This window comes from Deferrivibrio essentukiensis (assembly GCF_020480685.1).
Lineage (GTDB): Bacteria > Chrysiogenota > Deferribacteres > Deferribacterales > Deferrivibrionaceae > Deferrivibrio > Deferrivibrio essentukiensis.
The window spans coordinates 18,095-34,889 of the sequence record NZ_JAJAFU010000004.1; the positions used below are offsets into that span (position 1 = coordinate 18,095).

At 35.4% G+C, this 16,795-nt stretch carries 20 protein-coding genes and 1 other RNA gene; 14 read left to right on the top strand and 7 right to left on the bottom strand.

Annotation, left to right across the window (positions count from 1 at the left end; all coding sequences use genetic code 11):
• The first annotated feature begins 61 nt into the window (after positions 1–61).
• On the top strand, positions 62–886 hold the full coding sequence (locus LF845_RS03080) for a zinc dependent phospholipase C family protein (protein ID WP_242819532.1): 825 nt from the start codon (positions 62–64) through the stop codon (positions 884–886).
• Positions 887–924: 38 nt separating this feature from the next.
• On the opposite strand, the gene LF845_RS03085 is transcribed toward LF845_RS03080, so the two are convergent.
• The 7 genes from LF845_RS03085 to LF845_RS03115 all read right to left on the bottom strand — a co-directional run bounded on the left by LF845_RS03085 (position 925) and on the right by LF845_RS03115 (position 5,953).
• Positions 925–2,814, bottom strand: a complete 1,890-nt coding sequence (locus LF845_RS03085) for a SurA N-terminal domain-containing protein (protein ID WP_242819533.1) — start codon at positions 2,812–2,814, stop codon at positions 925–927.
• A 46-nt stretch (positions 2,815–2,860) separates the two neighbouring features.
• An RNA gene (ffs, locus tag LF845_RS03090) (signal recognition particle sRNA small type) lies at positions 2,861–2,959 on the bottom strand.
• Positions 2,960–3,097: 138 nt separating this feature from the next.
• Positions 3,098–3,373 (bottom strand): acylphosphatase, encoded by a 276-nt coding sequence (locus tag LF845_RS03095; RefSeq protein WP_242819534.1) that lies wholly within the window; start codon positions 3,371–3,373, stop codon positions 3,098–3,100.
• Positions 3,370–3,915 carry a 2-oxoacid:acceptor oxidoreductase family protein gene (locus LF845_RS03100; protein ID WP_242819535.1) on the bottom strand — a complete coding sequence of 182 codons (546 nt, stop codon included), beginning with the start codon at positions 3,913–3,915 and terminating at the stop codon, positions 3,370–3,372. Before LF845_RS03100 ends, LF845_RS03095 begins: the two co-directional genes overlap by 4 nt.
• Positions 3,915–4,661: a thiamine pyrophosphate-dependent enzyme gene (locus tag LF845_RS03105; protein ID WP_242819536.1), complete on the bottom strand. Its 747-nt coding sequence runs from the start codon at positions 4,659–4,661 to the stop codon at positions 3,915–3,917. The genes LF845_RS03100 and LF845_RS03105 overlap by 1 nt, the downstream gene beginning before the upstream one ends.
• Positions 4,662–4,669: 8 nt before the next feature.
• The gene (locus LF845_RS03110) at positions 4,670–5,722 is read right to left on the bottom strand and encodes a 3-methyl-2-oxobutanoate dehydrogenase subunit VorB (protein WP_242819537.1); all 1,053 of its coding nucleotides are present in this window, start codon (positions 5,720–5,722) and stop codon (positions 4,670–4,672) included.
• A gap of 15 nt (positions 5,723–5,737) precedes the next feature.
• Positions 5,738–5,953, bottom strand: a complete 216-nt coding sequence (locus tag LF845_RS03115; protein ID WP_242819538.1) for an indolepyruvate ferredoxin oxidoreductase subunit alpha — start codon at positions 5,951–5,953, stop codon at positions 5,738–5,740.
• Positions 5,954–6,201: 248 nt separating this feature from the next.
• On the opposite strand from LF845_RS03115, the gene LF845_RS03120 reads away from it, so the two are divergent.
• From LF845_RS03120 to LF845_RS03180, 13 genes are all read left to right on the top strand, one after another.
• On the top strand, positions 6,202–7,182 hold the full coding sequence (locus LF845_RS03120) for an energy-coupling factor ABC transporter permease (RefSeq protein WP_242819539.1): 981 nt from the start codon (positions 6,202–6,204) through the stop codon (positions 7,180–7,182).
• Between the two features lie 4 nt (positions 7,183–7,186).
• Positions 7,187–7,948, top strand: coding sequence for an energy-coupling factor transporter transmembrane component T family protein (locus tag LF845_RS03125; RefSeq protein WP_278252147.1), 762 nt, complete (start codon positions 7,187–7,189; stop codon positions 7,946–7,948).
• Complete coding sequence (locus LF845_RS03130; protein WP_242819541.1) at positions 7,949–8,668, top strand: energy-coupling factor ABC transporter ATP-binding protein; 720 nt, start codon at positions 7,949–7,951, stop codon at positions 8,666–8,668.
• 1 nt (position 8,669) lies between these two features.
• On the top strand, positions 8,670–9,578 hold the full coding sequence (locus tag LF845_RS03135) for a radical SAM protein (RefSeq protein ID WP_242819542.1): 909 nt from the start codon (positions 8,670–8,672) through the stop codon (positions 9,576–9,578).
• 80 nt (positions 9,579–9,658) lie between these two features.
• Complete coding sequence (locus tag LF845_RS03140) at positions 9,659–10,174, top strand: ferritin (RefSeq protein WP_242819543.1); 516 nt, start codon at positions 9,659–9,661, stop codon at positions 10,172–10,174.
• Positions 10,175–10,219: 45 nt separating this feature from the next.
• Positions 10,220–11,323, top strand: a complete 1,104-nt coding sequence (locus tag LF845_RS03145) for a nitrous oxide reductase accessory protein NosL (protein WP_242819544.1) — start codon at positions 10,220–10,222, stop codon at positions 11,321–11,323.
• On the top strand, positions 11,316–11,621 hold the full coding sequence (locus LF845_RS03150) for a hypothetical protein (RefSeq protein WP_242819545.1): 306 nt from the start codon (positions 11,316–11,318) through the stop codon (positions 11,619–11,621). The genes LF845_RS03145 and LF845_RS03150 overlap by 8 nt, the downstream gene beginning before the upstream one ends.
• Entirely contained in the window at positions 11,618–12,799 is a 1,182-nt protein-coding gene (locus tag LF845_RS03155; RefSeq protein ID WP_242819546.1) for an ABC transporter permease, read from the top strand. The genes LF845_RS03150 and LF845_RS03155 overlap by 4 nt, the downstream gene beginning before the upstream one ends.
• Entirely contained in the window at positions 12,796–13,449 is a 654-nt protein-coding gene (locus LF845_RS03160) for an ABC transporter ATP-binding protein (RefSeq protein ID WP_242819547.1), read from the top strand. Before LF845_RS03155 ends, LF845_RS03160 begins: the two co-directional genes overlap by 4 nt.
• Positions 13,446–14,420 (top strand): hypothetical protein, encoded by a 975-nt coding sequence (locus LF845_RS03165; RefSeq protein ID WP_242819548.1) that lies wholly within the window; start codon positions 13,446–13,448, stop codon positions 14,418–14,420. The genes LF845_RS03160 and LF845_RS03165 overlap by 4 nt, the downstream gene beginning before the upstream one ends.
• Complete coding sequence (locus LF845_RS03170) at positions 14,405–14,839, top strand: hypothetical protein (RefSeq protein WP_242819549.1); 435 nt, start codon at positions 14,405–14,407, stop codon at positions 14,837–14,839. Before LF845_RS03165 ends, LF845_RS03170 begins: the two co-directional genes overlap by 16 nt.
• Positions 14,840–14,944: 105 nt before the next feature.
• On the top strand, positions 14,945–15,364 hold the full coding sequence (locus tag LF845_RS03175) for an RrF2 family transcriptional regulator (protein ID WP_242819550.1): 420 nt from the start codon (positions 14,945–14,947) through the stop codon (positions 15,362–15,364).
• A gap of 11 nt (positions 15,365–15,375) precedes the next feature.
• Entirely contained in the window at positions 15,376–16,794 is a 1,419-nt protein-coding gene (locus LF845_RS03180; protein ID WP_242819551.1) for a cbb3-type cytochrome c oxidase subunit I, read from the top strand.
• Position 16,795 lies beyond the last annotated feature (1 nt).

Here is a 16,795-nt window from a genome sequence, read left to right on the forward strand (position 1 = left end):
ACAATATATTTTGATACAAATACCCCTTTTCAATATTTTCAAAATGACTATCATATCAAATATGTTAGTATTTACCTTGGCTGTTTTGATAAGTTTGGTAACGTCTGCTGATGCTTTTGCATGGGGTTTTGAGACTCATATAAGTATAGGTATTAAAATACTTGAAAACTCGTCTTTTCATATAATTAACAACTCCCCTGCTCACTTTCTGCTGGGTAATATATTTCCCGATCTCTTCAACCTTTTTAAAAATTTTTCTACTTTAAAAAAATCTCTTAACACACATTCTTGGAATACGGTATCTGCATTATTTTCCAATGCGGCAACTGACGCCGAAAAAGCTTTTGCGTACGGCTACGCTGCGCATCTGTCTGCAGATATTGTGGCTCATAATTATTTTGTGCCTGAATACTACATATCAAGAAGCGATAAAAAGCTCTTTGCCCACTTTCTGACTGAAAATGCCGAAGAAGCCTTAACTGACAAAAAATTCAAACCATCCCTTTTTTATCTCTTGGACAATGCTTCAGAGCTTGGAAGCCTCTTTCTTAGAACAAAGAATGTTGAAAAAAAGTATTTCAGCAAACAAATAAAATATATTAAATTTGGACTTAACTATCAATACACTCTAAACATCGGCAAAATTTCTAAAAGTATTCGACAATCAAATGACCCGGATTTTATATCAAAGTGTGAGGCTTATCAGCAAAAAGCCCTTGAGTTTGCCACGACCTCAGTGGAAAACGGCTTTGGAGAATTTGTAAAATATGACCCGAGTGGGCATAAAAGTATGCAGATAGCTAAAAATACACGACAACGACTTGTAGAAGATATGGGTAAAAAAAATCTTAACAGTCTTAATTTTAATAAAAAAAAGGGGCTTTAATACGCCCCTTACTGTTTTATCCTATTATGTCTTTATTATTAATTGGCAAGATTCGGATCGATATAGATTTCAGCTTTATTCTTCAAACTCTCAATGTACGATTTAAAGGCTTCATCCTGCTTTAATGTTAGCAAAAATGCCTTTAAGTTTTCCTTCTCATCAGCAAGCCCCGACATATCGGGTTTTTCAACACTAATTACCTCTATGAGATATGGCCTGCCGTCTAAAACATATACCTTTTTGATTACACCTTTCTTGGTCTTGTAAATTTCATTAACCAAATCACTATCTGCCCCCAATGAAGGGATTGGCTCAAGTCTTTTGAAAGAAGGTGTAGTTGTGTACGTTGTTTTTAATTTCTTTGCGACGTCTTCCACAGACTTTGCTGTATCTAACTCATTCTCAAGGGCTTTTTTGGATACTTCAAGTGCTTTATTATCAATATAATCGCTCTTAACAGTATCTTTTATTTCATCAAACGCAGGGATATAAGACTCTTTTCTATCTACAAGTTCAAAAATATATTTTTTGCCGTTTAAATCTACCACAGAACTTATTTCTGCAATATCAAGCTTAAAAATATTGCTTTTAACTTTATTGTCTTTTCCAAAAGGTGCTACATTTTCATCAGTGCTAAAGTAATTTGTCTCATACACCGGCATTTTGTTCGGATATTTCTTCAAGTAGGCAGTAATATTTGATTCATTCAGTATGTCTCTATATGTATCAAACACATATGCTTTAAACCCAGCTTTCTCTTTTTCTGATTTTATCTTTTCAATGATTTGAGGTTTTGCCTCTTCAAAACTTAAATCTTTTTCTTCAAGTTTTTTCTCAACCTTGATAATATGATATCCAAATGGAGATTTTACTGCCTTGCTGACCTCTCCGGGCTTCAAACTAAATGCAGCATCCTCAAACTCTTTTACCATTACGCCTTTTTTAAAAAAGCCAAGATATCCGCCATTTGCTGCAGTGGTGTCCTCCGAATATTTCTTGGCGACTTCTGCAAAAGATTTACCCTTTTTAATCTCTTTCAAGGCGTCATTAATCTTCTTCAAGGCGGCATCATTTTCTTTTTTATCGTTGAAATCTTTTACTCTAACAAGTATATGCCTTGCTTCTACCTGCTCATCTTGGTGGAAGTTTGCCTTATTTTGTAGAAAATAATTTTCAGCCTCTTGATCGGTAACTTTAGCTTCAGTGTTGTAATCTTTTTCATCAAATATCACATATTTTACCTTAATCTTTTCCGGCACCCTATAATTCTCTTTGTTCTCTTCATAAAATGCCTTAACATCTTCTTCGGCTGCCGTCACTTGGTTTCTAAATTTTTCAGGCTCAAGGCTCAGGTATCTGATTACCGCACTGCTGTTTCTGTATATATATTCTTTTTCTATCTCTTGGTCGGTTACATTTACGGAATTTCTAATAAGGGATTCCATTTTATTAACAAGCATCCCTTCCCTTATTGATGCTTCATATATTTCAGGATTAATCCCATTAAGGCTCAATACTTGAATATACCTTTGCTGATCAAATCTACCATTGACCTGAAACGACTTTGTAGTTGCAATTGCGTGTAACACCTCAGTATCTGATACAAATACTCCACGTTTATTAGCTTCTTCTATAAGCAAGTATTTATTAACCAAATCGTCTACAACAGCCTTACTTAAATTTTTAAACTCAGGGATTTCATTTACCTGGTCACCAAAAAGCTGTCTAAGTGTATTTGACATATTCTCATAGGCATTTTGATATTCTCGATAGGAAATTTTATAATCATTGACCTTTATGGCATAGTTGGCAGAGCTTGTTTTTCCTCCCATCCCCCATACAAGAAATATGGTGCCAATGAAAGCTACAATTACCAACCAAAGGAAAAAGCTCAATACTTTTTTTTGATTTCTCATCATTGTCAACATAGTTTTACCTCAGAATGTAATAAATTTATTATAAAAGACATAAGAGGCCCGACAGGTAAACTCCGGCACATAGGAAATCATGCTACCGTTGCTTCCTTCCGGACCTGGCGGGGTTCACACAACTCCTATTGCAGAGCACCCATCAGGCCACTTAAATCTTTTATAAAGCCAGGAATGTATGTATAAATAGAACTATACACAAAATCAAGTATTTTTTATGATTTTTAAAAATGTATCCATTTTTTATAACTTACACTCACATCCAAATGTTGTAATTAAAAAATTAACGTCTGACAGAAAAATCTCTATAATCCTCTTCTAAATCTATTTCAGTTATTTCTACACCATCCACCCTGCTTCCATAAGGCCCCTTTTTTGCTGCGTCAATAATCTTTTCAATATCCCTTTCATCCCCTCTGCAAACTATCTCCACAGAACCATCAAGCAAGTTTCTTACATACCCTTTTAATGAGGTAAGTGAAAGAGCGTTTCTATAAATAAACGCCCTAAAACCTACCCCTTGAACTATACCTTTAACTAAGACTCTTTTATATTTCATATTTTTTCTACTGCTTCAAATCCCTCTCTCAATGCTTGCCTGTTAACGTCAAGCATGTTGTGATATTTTTTTGGAATCGCATGTACCAAAGCCTCATTTGCAGTTTCAAGGGTAAAAAGTCCTGATACTTTTAATAATGCTCCTATCATCACCATATTTGCAATCTTTGTATTACCGATTTTTTGCGCTATCTCAGATGCATTTATCCCATAGAACGTGACATCACTTCTATCGCACTCGTTTTTATCTACAAGGGAAGTATCTACTACTACAATTGCTCCTTTTTCAAACCTTGGCTTAAATTTAACCATAGAAGGATAATTCATTATAAACCCATATTTTGGATTAGGGATTACCGGAGAGCCGATTTCTTCATCGGAAATAACCACCGCACAGTTTGCAGTCCCACCCCTTTGCTCGGCACCGTAAGATGGGAACCATGTAACGTTTAAATCCTGACTCACTGCCATATGAGCTAATATCATCCCCGCACTTAAGATACCCTGACCACCAAATCCTGCCATTACACAGTCAAAATACATTATTCTTCCTCCTGAATATCTTTAAAAGTCCCAAGCGGATAGTATGACTCCATTTGCTCATCCACAAATTTCAAAGCATCCACAGGAGTCATCCCCCAGTTTGTAGGGCATGTAGATAATACTTCCACAAAGGAAAATCCAACATTATCAACCTGATTTTTAAAAGCCTTTAAAATCGCTTTTGATGCCTTCATTACATTTTTAGGATCGGTCACCTTTACCCTTGCTGAGTATGCGACAGCAGGGAGGCTGCCTATAAGTTCAGCCATTCTAAATGGGAAACCGTGAGAATGTGTATCCCTCCCCATAGGGGTGGTGGTCGTCTTTTGACCCGGCAATGTTGTAGGTGCCATCTGCCCGCCGGTCATCCCGTAATTGGCATTATTTACAAATATTACCGTTATATTTTCCCCGCGACCTGCAGCATGTATTATTTCGCTCATACCGATTGAGGCCAAATCTCCATCCCCTTGATATGTAAAAACAACCATATCGGGTCTGACCCTTTTGGCTCCCGTTGCAAGTGCCGGTGCCCTGCCATGAGGAGCTTCCACTACATCAATATTAAAGTAATCGTATAATAGAACAGAACACCCCACCGGAGCTACTCCATATGCTTTTTCCCTCACGCCAAGATTATCTATTGCTTCGGCCACGAGTCTATGGATAAGACCATGATTACAGCCAGGGCAATAAATAGATTTATTGCTGGTTAAACTTTCAGTTTTTTCAAACATTACTTTCATAACGTTCCTCACTTTTTAAATATTTCAATTGCTTTTTCATAGATATCTTTCGGAGAAAATACTTCCCCGCCAGGTTTGCCCAAAAACTCTATCTTTTCATCATTTTGAACAGCAAGCCTTACGTCAAAAAGCATCTGCCCCGTATTCATCTCAGCTACCAAAATCTTCTTGGCCTTTTTTGATGCCTCTTTTAATGCTTCATAAGGGAAAGGTGAAACTGTAATCGGCCTAAAAAGACCGGCCTTGATATTCTGCTTGGCAAGCTCTTTTACAACTGACTTTGAAACCCTTGCCGCAGTGCCAAATGCAACTATGAGAAAATCATAGTCTTCGCTAAATATTTCGTATTTTGTTTCATTTTTGGCTATCTCGAGAAACTTTTCATGAAGATGCCAGTTATGTTTTTTAAGCTCCCCTTCGGCAAGTCTTAGGGATTTAACTGACCTTCCGTCTCTCCCTTTTGCGCCGTTAAGCTCCCACCCTTCATCCTTTTGAGGCTTCTCTTTAAATTCAGGCAATGTAACAGTCTCAGCCATCTGGCCAATCGCACCGTCACCTAAAATAAGCACAGGGTTTCTATATTTTTCCGCCACTTCAAACGCTTCATATGTAAGGTCAACCGCTTCTTGCACAGTATGAGGTGCATATACTATCAAATGGTAATCTCCGTTACCGCCCCCTCTTGTAGATTGATTGTAGTCGCACTGACTCGGGCCTATATTTCCAAGCCCCGGACCGCCTCTTACTATATTAACAATAACAGCAGGTACTTCGGCACCGCACATATAAGATATCCCTTCCTGCATAAGAGCAATACCGGGACTTGAAGAAGTGGTCATTATCCTTTCCCCTGTAGCAGCAGCCCCGTAAACCATATTAATGGCAGCTACCTCACTCTCGGCCTGGACAAATGCACGCCCAAGCTCAGGCATTCTGTATGACATATATGCAGTTACCTCATTTTGAGGAGTAATAGGATATCCAAAATAACCTTTTACCCCCGCTCTCACAGCAGCCTCAGCTATTGCCTCATTCCCTTTCATCAATACTTTTTCAGCCATTTTATTACTCCTTATCTACTTCTTTTCTTCTTTATACAGGGTAAAAACCAAATCCGGACACATCAATGCACAGCTTTTGCACACAATACACTTACTTTCATCAATACACTGAACATAATCATAACCGGCAGAGTTAAATTTCCCTGAAAATTCTAAAATATGTTTAGGACAAACATGAACACACAGACCGCATCCTTTACACTTTTCGATATTTATTTCTACTTTAGGCATCGAAACCTCCACTGTTTATAGTGTTTTTAATATAACCGACTTACCATAAAAGTGCAATAACAAAAAAGCGTTTTAACATTCATTTTTAATGTTTAGACATACTAAACCAATTTGCGCCACAACAATCTTTGATAATTTAGCGTTTATTCAATTTTTAACACATTTTTGACCTATAAAACGACAACTCTATGTTATTTAAAAAATTAAAGGGATAGCATACAAGCATGTTGAAAAATTCGAATGATTGTGTGATAATTAGTGTAACATTTCATAAGGAGCAATCTATGCACATGTCAGATGCTTTGGTTTCTGTACCTACGGCATTAAGTTTTTGGGGTATTACTGCGGTTACATCTGCTTATGCATCTTCTAAAATAAAGCAAGAGTATCATGAAGATAAATCGATACCATTCATGGGGGTTATGGGAGCCTTTGTATTTGCTTTGCAAATGGTAAATTTTGCAATCCCCGCCACCGGCTCAAGCGGACATTTTGCAGGCGGTTTTTTGCTGGCGATGTTACTTGGCCCAAATGCGGCATTTTTGGTAATGGCTTCAGTCCTGTTTGTCCAAGCTCTATTTTTTGCCGACGGAGGCTTGCTTGCTTTGGGGTGCAACATATTTAACATGGGATTTATCCCGGCTTATGTCATATACCCTTTATTTAAAGCGTTAACTGAAAAAAATAAATTCTTCATATGGCTTGGCGGAGCGTTAAGCCTTTTATTAGGCTCTGTTATGGTTTCAATGCAGACAGTATTGTCAGGGATATCTGAGTTACCATTTTCAAAAATGTTAATGCTTATGGTAGGAATACACATTTTAATAGGTATATTTGAAGGGCTTATCACCATTGGGGCTTATCAATTAATAAATTCTTATAAACTTCAAACTGTTAACAACAATAACACTGTAAAACCTTACTTTGGCTTAGGCATTGTAACTGTCATAATTGCAAGCATCTTCTCACTTTTTGCTTCTTCAAAACCGGACGGTTTGGAATGGTCCATTTACAGAATATTAGGAAGAGAGTCAGAACCTGAATCGGTAAAAGGTATCTTTCACGAGATGGCATCAGTTGTTCAGAATAAAATATCCATACTGCCGGATTATAATTTTGGTGGCGGAGAATCATTTTTAGGGACTTCAATTGCAGGAATTACAGGGGCGGTATTAACATTAATTGTCGCCGCATCAATCGGATATGCGGTCAATAAAATGAGCAAATAAAACATTGACAACCATAGAAAGCAAACTACATAACCTTATTAAGTTTGACAACCTCTCCGGTGCCAATTATTTTTTAAACAAAATCAATCCGCTTGCGAAACTGATTGTATTTGCAATTTTCATAATTTCCTTGATAAGTATAAATAAATACGACTTTATAAAAACAATACTTTTTACTTCTTTTGTAATAGCCCTCATAAATACTTCGCCATTAAAATTTTCAACCGTAATCAAATTTTGCCTGGTATTGAGCCCGATAATCTTTTTTTTCATAATATTTAACCCTATTTTTGATACAAATAAAACTTTATTTTTAGGACACAAAATTAATGCTGGCTATATTTCGGCAACAACTACCTTCATAAAATTTTTTAACACAACTTCCGTTTCACTTTTAATTGTCAGTAGCACCAAGTTTTTTGAACTTGCAAATGCCCTTTACAAGCTAAAAATACCAAGATTTATCACTCTTCAACTTATTCTTATGTACAGATTTATTTTTCTTTTTATAAGTGACGTAATAAATACGATAGAGTCTATAAAAAGCAGGTCATTCACTATACAGGCAGTCAGGTGGAGTGACCTAAAAAGGATATTTGCCACATTTTTTGTAAGAGCGGTTTATCGAAGTGAGGATGTTTATACATCTATGCTCTCCAAAGGATTTGAACCGGAAAAAATTAACAGTGAAAATCCATTTACGCCAAAGGATTTTCTTTTTATCACAATTTCATTAGGATATATTATATTGCTGAGGTTAATTTAGATGAGCCACCATTTTATCAAAATACAGGATTTAAATTTTGAGTATTCTGACGGAACAAAGGCGCTTGAGCATATCAATCTTTATGTTACTCACGGAGAGTCGATTGCAATCTTGGGCTCAAACGGTGCAGGAAAATCAACACTTCTCAAGCATTTAAACGGAACCCTATTGCCGACAAACGGAGAGGTTAATATCGGAGGGATAACTGCCACAAAAAAAACATTACAGAAAATACGCTCCGCGGTAGGGATAGTTTTCCAAAATACTGACAATCAGCTTTTTATGCCAACTGTATTTGAAAATGTTGCATTCGGCCCGAGAAATTTTGGACTGGAGGGGGAGCATCTCAAAGAGACAGTGGAAAAGGCGCTGACGGACGTGGGTGCCATTCATCTTTCAAACAAACACCCTTTCAGGCTTTCCGGAGGGGAAAAAAGAAAGGTATGTATAGCTTCTGTTTTGGCGTGCAATCCCGAAATATTGGTGCTTGATGAACCTACAGCCGAAGTTGACCCTAAAGGTTTAAAAGATATCGTGACCCTTTTGAATAGCTTTAGCCACACAAAAGTTATCTCTACACATAATTTAAAGTTTGCTACTGCAGTTTGTAAAAGAGGGGTTGTTTTAAAACGAGGAAAAGTTATATTTGACGGTGAGATGAGTGAATTGATGAAAAATGTCGAGCTTTTAAAAGAAGCAGAAATCTTGGAAGAGTACTGAAATGAGTTTTGTTTTTGGCCCTGTACCATCAAGAAGATTGGGGGTATCACTTGGCATTGACATTGTCCCCAGAAAATACTGCACACTTGACTGCATCTATTGCGAGGTCTGCAAAACAGATAATCTTACCATAGAGCAGGAAGATTATTACGATATCAATGAAATTATAAACGAGGTTAAAGAAAAATATTTGCCGTTAAAGGATAGTCTTGATGTAGTAACAATCACAGGCTCCGGAGAGCCGACACTCAACAAATCAATTGATGTAATTGTCAAAAAACTCAAAACATTTGTCACACATCCTATTGCCCTTTTAACCAACTCAACCCTTTTTTATGATGAGGAAGTTAGGCAAAAGGTAAAAATTTTTGACATTATTGTCCCAAGCCTTGATGCCGCCAACGAGAAAATTTTTAAAAAGATAAACAAACCGTCAAAAGAAATCAATTTCAGCAGGATGATTGAAGGCTTAATTACCTTCTCAAATGAGTATCGAGGGAAGCTTATTCTGGAAATACTGCTGCTTGAAGGGGTCAATGAGCATCAAGAACATTTAGATCAATTAGTCGAAATTATAAAAAATATGAAATATGATATTGTGCAGCTAAATACAGCTTTTAGGCCTACTGCATATAAAAATGTCAAAAGATTAGATGATATCCAGCTTTTGGATATAGCGCTTTTTTTCAACGAAAAAGGGGTAAAGGTAGAGCCCGTCAAAAATTTTATTTCCAAAAATATTCCGAAAAATATCATGAATGATATATTTAATAAAATGTTAAATATGAGGCCATTAAGCGAAAATGACATAGTAGAACTCTTCGGCGAAGCTTTTCTAAAAAATTTGAGTCAAAATACTTCTCTTGAAATTTTTAAATATAACGGCGAAACTTTTTTTAAAAAAATTTGAATTCTGTGTTATAATTCAATTAAGTTGACTGGATCTTTAATTTGGTGTAAATTAGAATTAATATAAAATAGGAGGAGCAAATGATTACAAAAAAAGTTGCAGATGCACTTAGAAATCAGCTAAAAAACGAATTGGAATCTTCATACCTTTACCTTTCAATGTCAGCTTGGGCCGCAGGGAAGGGCTTGAAAGGGTTTTCAAATTGGTTTTATGTACAGGCAAAGGAAGAGATGTACCACTTCTTCAAATTTTACCATTATCTGCTTGATCAAGGGGAAAAGGTGGAGTTACCGGCAGTAGCAAAGCCAAAAAGCGAATTTTCTTCACCACTTGAAGCAATGAGGGAAACTTTGCAGCATGAACAGTTTATTACTAAATCCATAAACGAACTAGTCGATGTAGCATTAAGCGAAAAAGATCATGCCACAAATGCATTTTTACAGTGGTTTATATCTGAGCAGGTTGAAGAAGAAGCTTCGGTAGGTGAAATATTAGACCAGCTTGAGCTAATCGGTGAAAACGGCAACGGAATCTTTATGATTGATAAAGAGCTTGGTCAAAGGACTTTTGTAACACCAACAGATTTAGCATTATAGAGCATTTTAAAAAGGCTCTTTTTATTTTAATGTTGGAGCAAAAGCATGAAAATAATTGGTTTAATCATTTGTCTTGTTTTATCCTTTTTTACTGTTTCATTTGCGGAATTTTCAAAATCTCCTACCAATAACCCTACCCTTTTACAGCAAGGGGAAGAAAAGCACTGGTGTCCAATATGCGGAATGAGTTTGAAGGGTTTTTATAAAACTAACCATGCAGTAAAGTTAAAAGATGGTAATTATAAGCAGTATTGCTCTATCAGGTGTCTTGCCTTCGACTATGAAACTATTAAAGACAACATCGAAAGTATAAAGGTAGTAGACATAAAATCTGACAAATTTATAGATGCCTATAAAGCTTATTATGTTGTGGGGAGCAAAATTCCGGGCACAATGTCAACTGTCAGCAAACTTGGGTTTGAAAAAAAAGAGGATGCGGAAGAATTTGTTAAAACATATGGCGGTGAAATAAAGAGCTTCAACGATACATTTAAGCTTTCTCGTGAATCATTAAACAATGACATAGTCTTTTTTATAAAGAAAAAAGAGACGATGATGTATCCCGTTGGAGAAAAAGTATATAATTCTGTATGTAAACCGATAGATTTTACAAAATACAAAAGGATAAACAAACTTAAGGCAGCTATTAAATTTGAAAAGCTATGCGGAGATATAGATGAAAAAAAAGCTCAGGCTGTTGCGCTATATCTTTGGGAAGTAAAAAGATTTGAAAATAACAAGGAAGCTCAAATAGTAATAAAAAACGATGAAAAGTGCCCTGTATGCGGGATGTTTGTCTACAAATACCCTAATTGGGCTGCTGAAATTGAAGTTGAAAATGGACATTTTGTGTTTGATGGCGTAAAAGATATGATGAAGTTTTATTTTACTCCACAAAAATATAAAGAAGGTCTCAAGCAAAGTGATTTTATAAAAATTGCCGTAACAGACTATTACACATTGAAAAGTATAAATGGGAAAAATGCTTTTTATGTACTTGGCAGCCGTATCTACGGACCAATGGGTAAAGAGCTAATCCCTTTTGCTACCCACAATGATGCAAAAGCTTTCATGGAAGATTATGGAGGAAGTAAAATTTTACGTTTTGATGAAATAACTGCTGATATTGTAAAAAGTTTAGATGAATAAAAAAGTAACTGTATTCTTATACTTTGCTGTTTGCTTCAATATTGGTGTTATAGTTGTTTTTTGTGCACTTTTATTAAAAAATAACTCTGATGCGATAGATAGGCTTAAGACAGGAGTAAGGCTTACAACTTTGCCTGACAGTGCGTTGGTTACAGAAGCAAGATTTATAAGGCACAGAAGCCTGTCTGACATCTATTCGATTTTTGACTTTTCCCCTGAAGTCAGAGAGGTCTTCCCAATGTCTTTTTTATATATGCCATCCACATCATATAACAGCGAAAAGGCACTTCAAAAATGAACAAAGAATTTAAAATTTTTCTCTTTAGCTTAAGTCTTCTACTCAAGAGAAAAACTTCATATTTCATATTTTTAATCCTTACTACTTTAATTTTCATTATTGCCTCGGCAAGCTTTGTAACTGAATCCATAAAAAAAGAGCTTATTCTTACCCATGATGAGTTGCCTGACATAGTGATTCAAAAAATTGTAGGGGGCAGGCAGCAGTACATTAGCTCGGATTATATTGAAAAAATTGTAGATATCCCGGGCATTCAATCTATTTACCCACGAATTTGGGGGTATTATTATTTTGACTATGCATCGGTAAACTTTGCACTGGTAGGGATTGACCCCCTTGAGCCTATTTACAAAAAATCATTGGAGAATGCTCTCAATGGACTTGACATAAAATATTTGTTGCAAAAAGATGATTGGCTTATAATGGGCTATGGTATTGGGAAACTTTTTGAAGAAATCTCATATTCCAAGGAAGCATACTTTAGGTTGCCGGATGGTGAATACTTAAAACTTGAGCCTATAAAAACGCTGGATAAAGACAGTGCTATTTTTACCAATGATATCGTTATGGTTTCTAAAAGCACTGCACAAAAGATTTTAGGAATGCAAGAGGATATGTACACAGATGTAGCAATAACCGTTTATAATAAAAATGAAGCTGTCACTGTTGCATCTAAAATACGGGATAGACTAAAGGATGTAAGGACTGTTTCAAAAAAAGATGTATTAAATTCTTACCAAAATGTATTCAGCTATAAATCAGGATTTTTCATCACATTATTTGGAATGCTAATTTTCACTATGATTTTAATAGTAGTGGATAAGCTAAGCGGATTATCCCAGCTTGAAAAAACTGAAATTGGGGTCTTGAAAGCCACCGGTTGGACGACAAGCGATGTATTAAAACTTAAATTTTACGAAGCAGGATTTGTTTCCTTTCAAGCATATGTAGTCGGCATCTTCCTGGCCTTAGTGTATGTTTTTATTTTAAAAGCCCCTTTGATGCTGGATATTTTCAGCGGGTATGCAAGCTTGAAAATAAACTATTCACTTATTTTTGCTACAAATTTTAAAGTTCTTTTTTTTGTATTTATCAGCGTCGTCCCATTTTATGTAGCATCAGTAATAATACCGAGTTACAAAATTGCCACTACGGATACCTATGAGGTATTCAGATGATTAAGATAAAAGGGTTATGCAAAGTATTTGATGGCAAACCTATTTTGAGTAACATAAATATCGATATTTCAAAAGGGGATATATTAATAATAAAGGGGCCAAGCGGCAGTGGCAAAAGCACGTTGTTATCACTTATATCAGGCCTTGCAAGGCCTACTTCCGGAGCCGTTTATTACAATGATATGAATATTTCAAAGCTTCCCGAAATTGAGCTTGGAAGATACAGAAATGAAAAGATAGGGTTTATTTTTCAAAAGTTTAATCTGCTTGAGAATCTGACTGTTTATGAAAATATTTTACCACCTCTTGTAGTGAGAAAAGAGAAAATTGATAGAAAAAAAATAGAAGATGTGCTTAAGAAATTAGAGCTACTGGAATTTATAAATACGAAAGTATCAAAGCTATCAGGCGGTGAGCAACAAAGGGTCGCACTTGCAAGAGCCCTTGTAAATAAACCTGACATATTACTGGCGGATGAGCCTACGGCAAATTTGGACTATAATCTTAAGATGAATGCGATTAAGATCTTTCTTCAGGAAAACAAGGAGGGGAAAACTATAATTATTGCAACCCATGATGATATTTTCTTAAGTATCCCAAATGCAAAAGTCGCAAAACTTGATAACGGCATACTGTCGGTACTAAAATGAATATTGTGGCTCCAGAGCAGATAATCATATACTTTATCGATTTAATATTTATATTTTTTTCCGTAATTTTCTTAAAAACTTCCATCACAATGATAAGAAGGTTTGACTTTAACAGTTCGACTACTTTTCAATACACACTGGAAAAGAAAAACACACTTATATCCGCAATCGTGTCATTTTTGATATTACTAAAATTACCATTAATTTTTTTCTTTCTGTATCTACTTGATTCACTGTCATCTTCAATCCCCGGAGCAATGTGTGCTGTGGGGGTATTAAACTCGACACCTTACGGGGCTTACCTTATAATCTTAAAAGTCACAATATTATTCGTCCTCGGCTATTGGTTTTATATAAATAAATTTGATTTGCAAACATATGGGTTTAAATATACCAAATTAAAATATAGGCTCCTAATATTTATAACTTTACTGATTATTTTGGAGTTTTTGCTGGAAATAAATCTTTTCAACAATATTTCTCCGGAAAAGATTGTTAGCTGCTGCGGCTCAGTCTTTGGCGGAGAGCTAAGACAATTTTCTACTTTCTTAATAAACATAGAAAATTCTTTATCCGTGCTTGCAATTATAGTTGTCTTTGTTGTTATGACACTTGCATTTATGTTTAAAAAATATCGCTTATATGGTTTCACTGTTTTTTTCTTTCTTTTAACGGCAATTTACTCATTAATAGATTTTTTCAGCACATATATATATGAATTGCCTACACATAGATGTCCATTTTGTATCCTACAAAGAGATTACAACCATATTGGTTATGTTCTATATTTTTTGCTGTTTTTTGGCACATTTTACGGCTCAAACCTCTTAGTCCTATCAAATATCACAAGTGAGAAAACAAAAAGAGTTTGGATAAATATATCTTATGCAATGTGTCTAATTTACATACTCATCGTATCTTTCTATGTGTTGAAATACTATATAGGCAACGGCGTATGGTTAACAGATTAATCTTTTTTTTTATTTTTGCCATTGCACTTAATATCGACACACATGCAGGGGAAAGGTTTCCCGTGCCATATCGACCTAATATCGACTTAACAAAAAAATACGTCACATTTGAATGTGGAAATATCAATTATTACGTTGATATTACAAGACCTATTACCCCTTTCAAAAAACTTACTTTAAGTGTTAACGCAAAAAAAGATAATATACCTGTAGAATACTTAAATATACAAGCTAAGATAAATATGAAGATGGATATGGGAAATTTTCAATATAATTTATTTTTTAAAAAAGATGCTTACACACTTGATTTTATGCTGCCAAAATGTATTTGGGGGGATAAAAGGTGGTTTATAAAATTTACCATTCAGGACAAAGAATATATCTGCAATAAAATTTTACTCTTTGATATGGAAAAATAAGGTCATCTTTTTAACACTGTCGTAAGATTTGAAAAATTAGCTATCGATATAAAAAATATTGACAAGAAAAAAAACACATATTATTGTTTACCAGAGAGGTAAACAATGTCACTCATAAAACGTGAAGCTGACTATGCCATAAGGATTGCAGCTTTTTTAGCCGGTCAAAAAGGACTGGTCAAAATTGACTATATTTGTGAAAAACTTTTTTTGAATAAACCTATTGTTATAAAAATAATACATAAACTCTCAAAGTGTGGTATAATAGTTTCTGAGACGGGTAGACATGGTGGGGTAGCCTTATCCCCTGATGCGGTTGATTTAAGTTTATTGGATATTTTAAAGTGTATGGAATTTGTCAATTCGATTAATATTTGTGTAGACCAACCTGAAAAGTGCTTACTTAACCCTATATGCAATATTACTGTTTTTTTTAAGCAACTTCAGGACGATGTGGAGAAAAAATTACACTCTGCCAAGCTAAAAGATTTTGTTTTTACTGAAGATAGATTAAATATCTTGTAGGAGGTATAGTTATGAATGACTACCGTTATGACTATGAAACGGTAAAAGGTTTTATTTTATCTGCAATTTTTTGGGGTGTAGTTGGCCTTGTGGTTGGACTATGGATTTCGGCTCAGATGTGGGATGCAAGTCTTAATATTCCACCGTATTTTAGTTTTGGTAGGCTTAGGACATTCCACACAAATGTATTAACATACGGGCTTGGGATTGGAGCTGAATTTGGTGTATTTTATTACTTAGTAATAAGGCTTGCAAAGCGTCCGCTGCTCTTTCCAAAGCTTGCTAGATTCCATTTATGGCTTTTTAATGTCGGTGTTGCCATAGCCGGGATTACGCTTCTTTTAGGCTGGAATCAGTCACTGGAATATGCAGAATTTGAGTGGCCTATAGACATCGCAATTGTTATTTTATGGGTGATATTTGCTGTCAATATTTTAGGCACTATTATCAAAAGAAAAGAAGAGCAGATGTATATCTCATTATGGTATATAATTGCTACTATTATTACAGTTGCAATTTTATATATCGTTAATAACCTATCTATTCCTGCTGGATTTGACAAATCATACCACATATTTGCCGGGGTCAATAGTGCAAATGTTCAGTGGTGGTATGGTCACAACGCTGTAGGTTTTCTTTTCACGACACCTATTCTTGCTATGTTTTATTATTTTTTACCAAAGTCAACAGGGCTTCCTATTTACAGTCACAGATTATCTATCATATCATTTTGGTCTTTAATCTTTGCCTATCTTTGGACTGGTGCTCATCACCTTGTTTACACACCTCTTCCTGATTGGATTCAAACTCTTGGCATAGCTTTCACACTCTTTTTAATAGCACCATCCTGGGGTAGCGTTGTAAACGGATATTTTACTGTTGAGTCTGATTGGTCAGTGATGAAAAATAATTATTTAACCAAATTTTTCATTGCTGGGATAACATTTTACGGACTTCAGACCATACAGGGTCCATCTCAAGGTATAAGAGTAATAAGCTCTCTTATTCACTATACTGACTGGGTACCAGGGCATGTCCATATGGGTACAATGGGTTGGGTAACAATGACAATTTGTGCCGCAGTGTATTATATAATCCCACACATATATAAAACTGAAATTTACAGTGTAAAAATTGCAAATGCACACTTCTGGCTTGTGTTAATAGGTCAACTTGCATTTTCAATCACAATGTGGGTTACAGGTGTTCAACAGGGTGCAATGTGGAAAATGACAAACCCTGACGGAACACTAAAATATACTTTTATGGAAGGACTACTCAGAAATTACCCTTACTGGCAGCTTAGAACCCTTGCGGGAATAGTATTTGTAATCGGAATGTTGCTCTTTATTTATAATGTAATGATGACAATCAAAAAAGGGAAAGCAGAGCTTGAAGCAAAATTACAAGCTGCTTCTGCCACAGCTTAAA

Excerpts from the sequence above, each read along its gene's own strand:
- LF845_RS03080 (WP_242819532.1), top strand. The coding sequence starts at position 62 with ATGTTAGTATTTACCTTGGCTGTTTTGATAAGTTTGGTAACGTCTGCT.
- LF845_RS03085 (WP_242819533.1), bottom strand. The coding sequence starts at position 2,814 with ATGTTGACAATGATGAGAAATCAAAAAAAAGTATTGAGCTTTTTCCTT.
- LF845_RS03095 (WP_242819534.1), bottom strand. The coding sequence starts at position 3,373 with ATGAAATATAAAAGAGTCTTAGTTAAAGGTATAGTTCAAGGGGTAGGT.
- LF845_RS03100 (WP_242819535.1), bottom strand. The coding sequence starts at position 3,915 with ATGTATTTTGACTGTGTAATGGCAGGATTTGGTGGTCAGGGTATCTTA.
- LF845_RS03105 (WP_242819536.1), bottom strand. The coding sequence starts at position 4,661 with ATGAAAGTAATGTTTGAAAAAACTGAAAGTTTAACCAGCAATAAATCT.
- LF845_RS03110 (WP_242819537.1), bottom strand. The coding sequence starts at position 5,722 with ATGGCTGAAAAAGTATTGATGAAAGGGAATGAGGCAATAGCTGAGGCT.
- LF845_RS03115 (WP_242819538.1), bottom strand. The coding sequence starts at position 5,953 with ATGCCTAAAGTAGAAATAAATATCGAAAAGTGTAAAGGATGCGGTCTG.
- LF845_RS03130 (WP_242819541.1), top strand. The coding sequence starts at position 7,949 with ATGAGCCACCATTTTATCAAAATACAGGATTTAAATTTTGAGTATTCT.
- LF845_RS03135 (WP_242819542.1), top strand. The coding sequence starts at position 8,670 with ATGAGTTTTGTTTTTGGCCCTGTACCATCAAGAAGATTGGGGGTATCA.
- LF845_RS03140 (WP_242819543.1), top strand. The coding sequence starts at position 9,659 with ATGATTACAAAAAAAGTTGCAGATGCACTTAGAAATCAGCTAAAAAAC.
- LF845_RS03145 (WP_242819544.1), top strand. The coding sequence starts at position 10,220 with ATGAAAATAATTGGTTTAATCATTTGTCTTGTTTTATCCTTTTTTACT.
- LF845_RS03150 (WP_242819545.1), top strand. The coding sequence starts at position 11,316 with ATGAATAAAAAAGTAACTGTATTCTTATACTTTGCTGTTTGCTTCAAT.
- LF845_RS03155 (WP_242819546.1), top strand. The coding sequence starts at position 11,618 with ATGAACAAAGAATTTAAAATTTTTCTCTTTAGCTTAAGTCTTCTACTC.
- LF845_RS03160 (WP_242819547.1), top strand. The coding sequence starts at position 12,796 with ATGATTAAGATAAAAGGGTTATGCAAAGTATTTGATGGCAAACCTATT.
- LF845_RS03165 (WP_242819548.1), top strand. The coding sequence starts at position 13,446 with ATGAATATTGTGGCTCCAGAGCAGATAATCATATACTTTATCGATTTA.
- LF845_RS03170 (WP_242819549.1), top strand. The coding sequence starts at position 14,405 with ATGGTTAACAGATTAATCTTTTTTTTTATTTTTGCCATTGCACTTAAT.
- LF845_RS03175 (WP_242819550.1), top strand. The coding sequence starts at position 14,945 with ATGTCACTCATAAAACGTGAAGCTGACTATGCCATAAGGATTGCAGCT.
- LF845_RS03180 (WP_242819551.1), top strand. The coding sequence starts at position 15,376 with ATGAATGACTACCGTTATGACTATGAAACGGTAAAAGGTTTTATTTTA.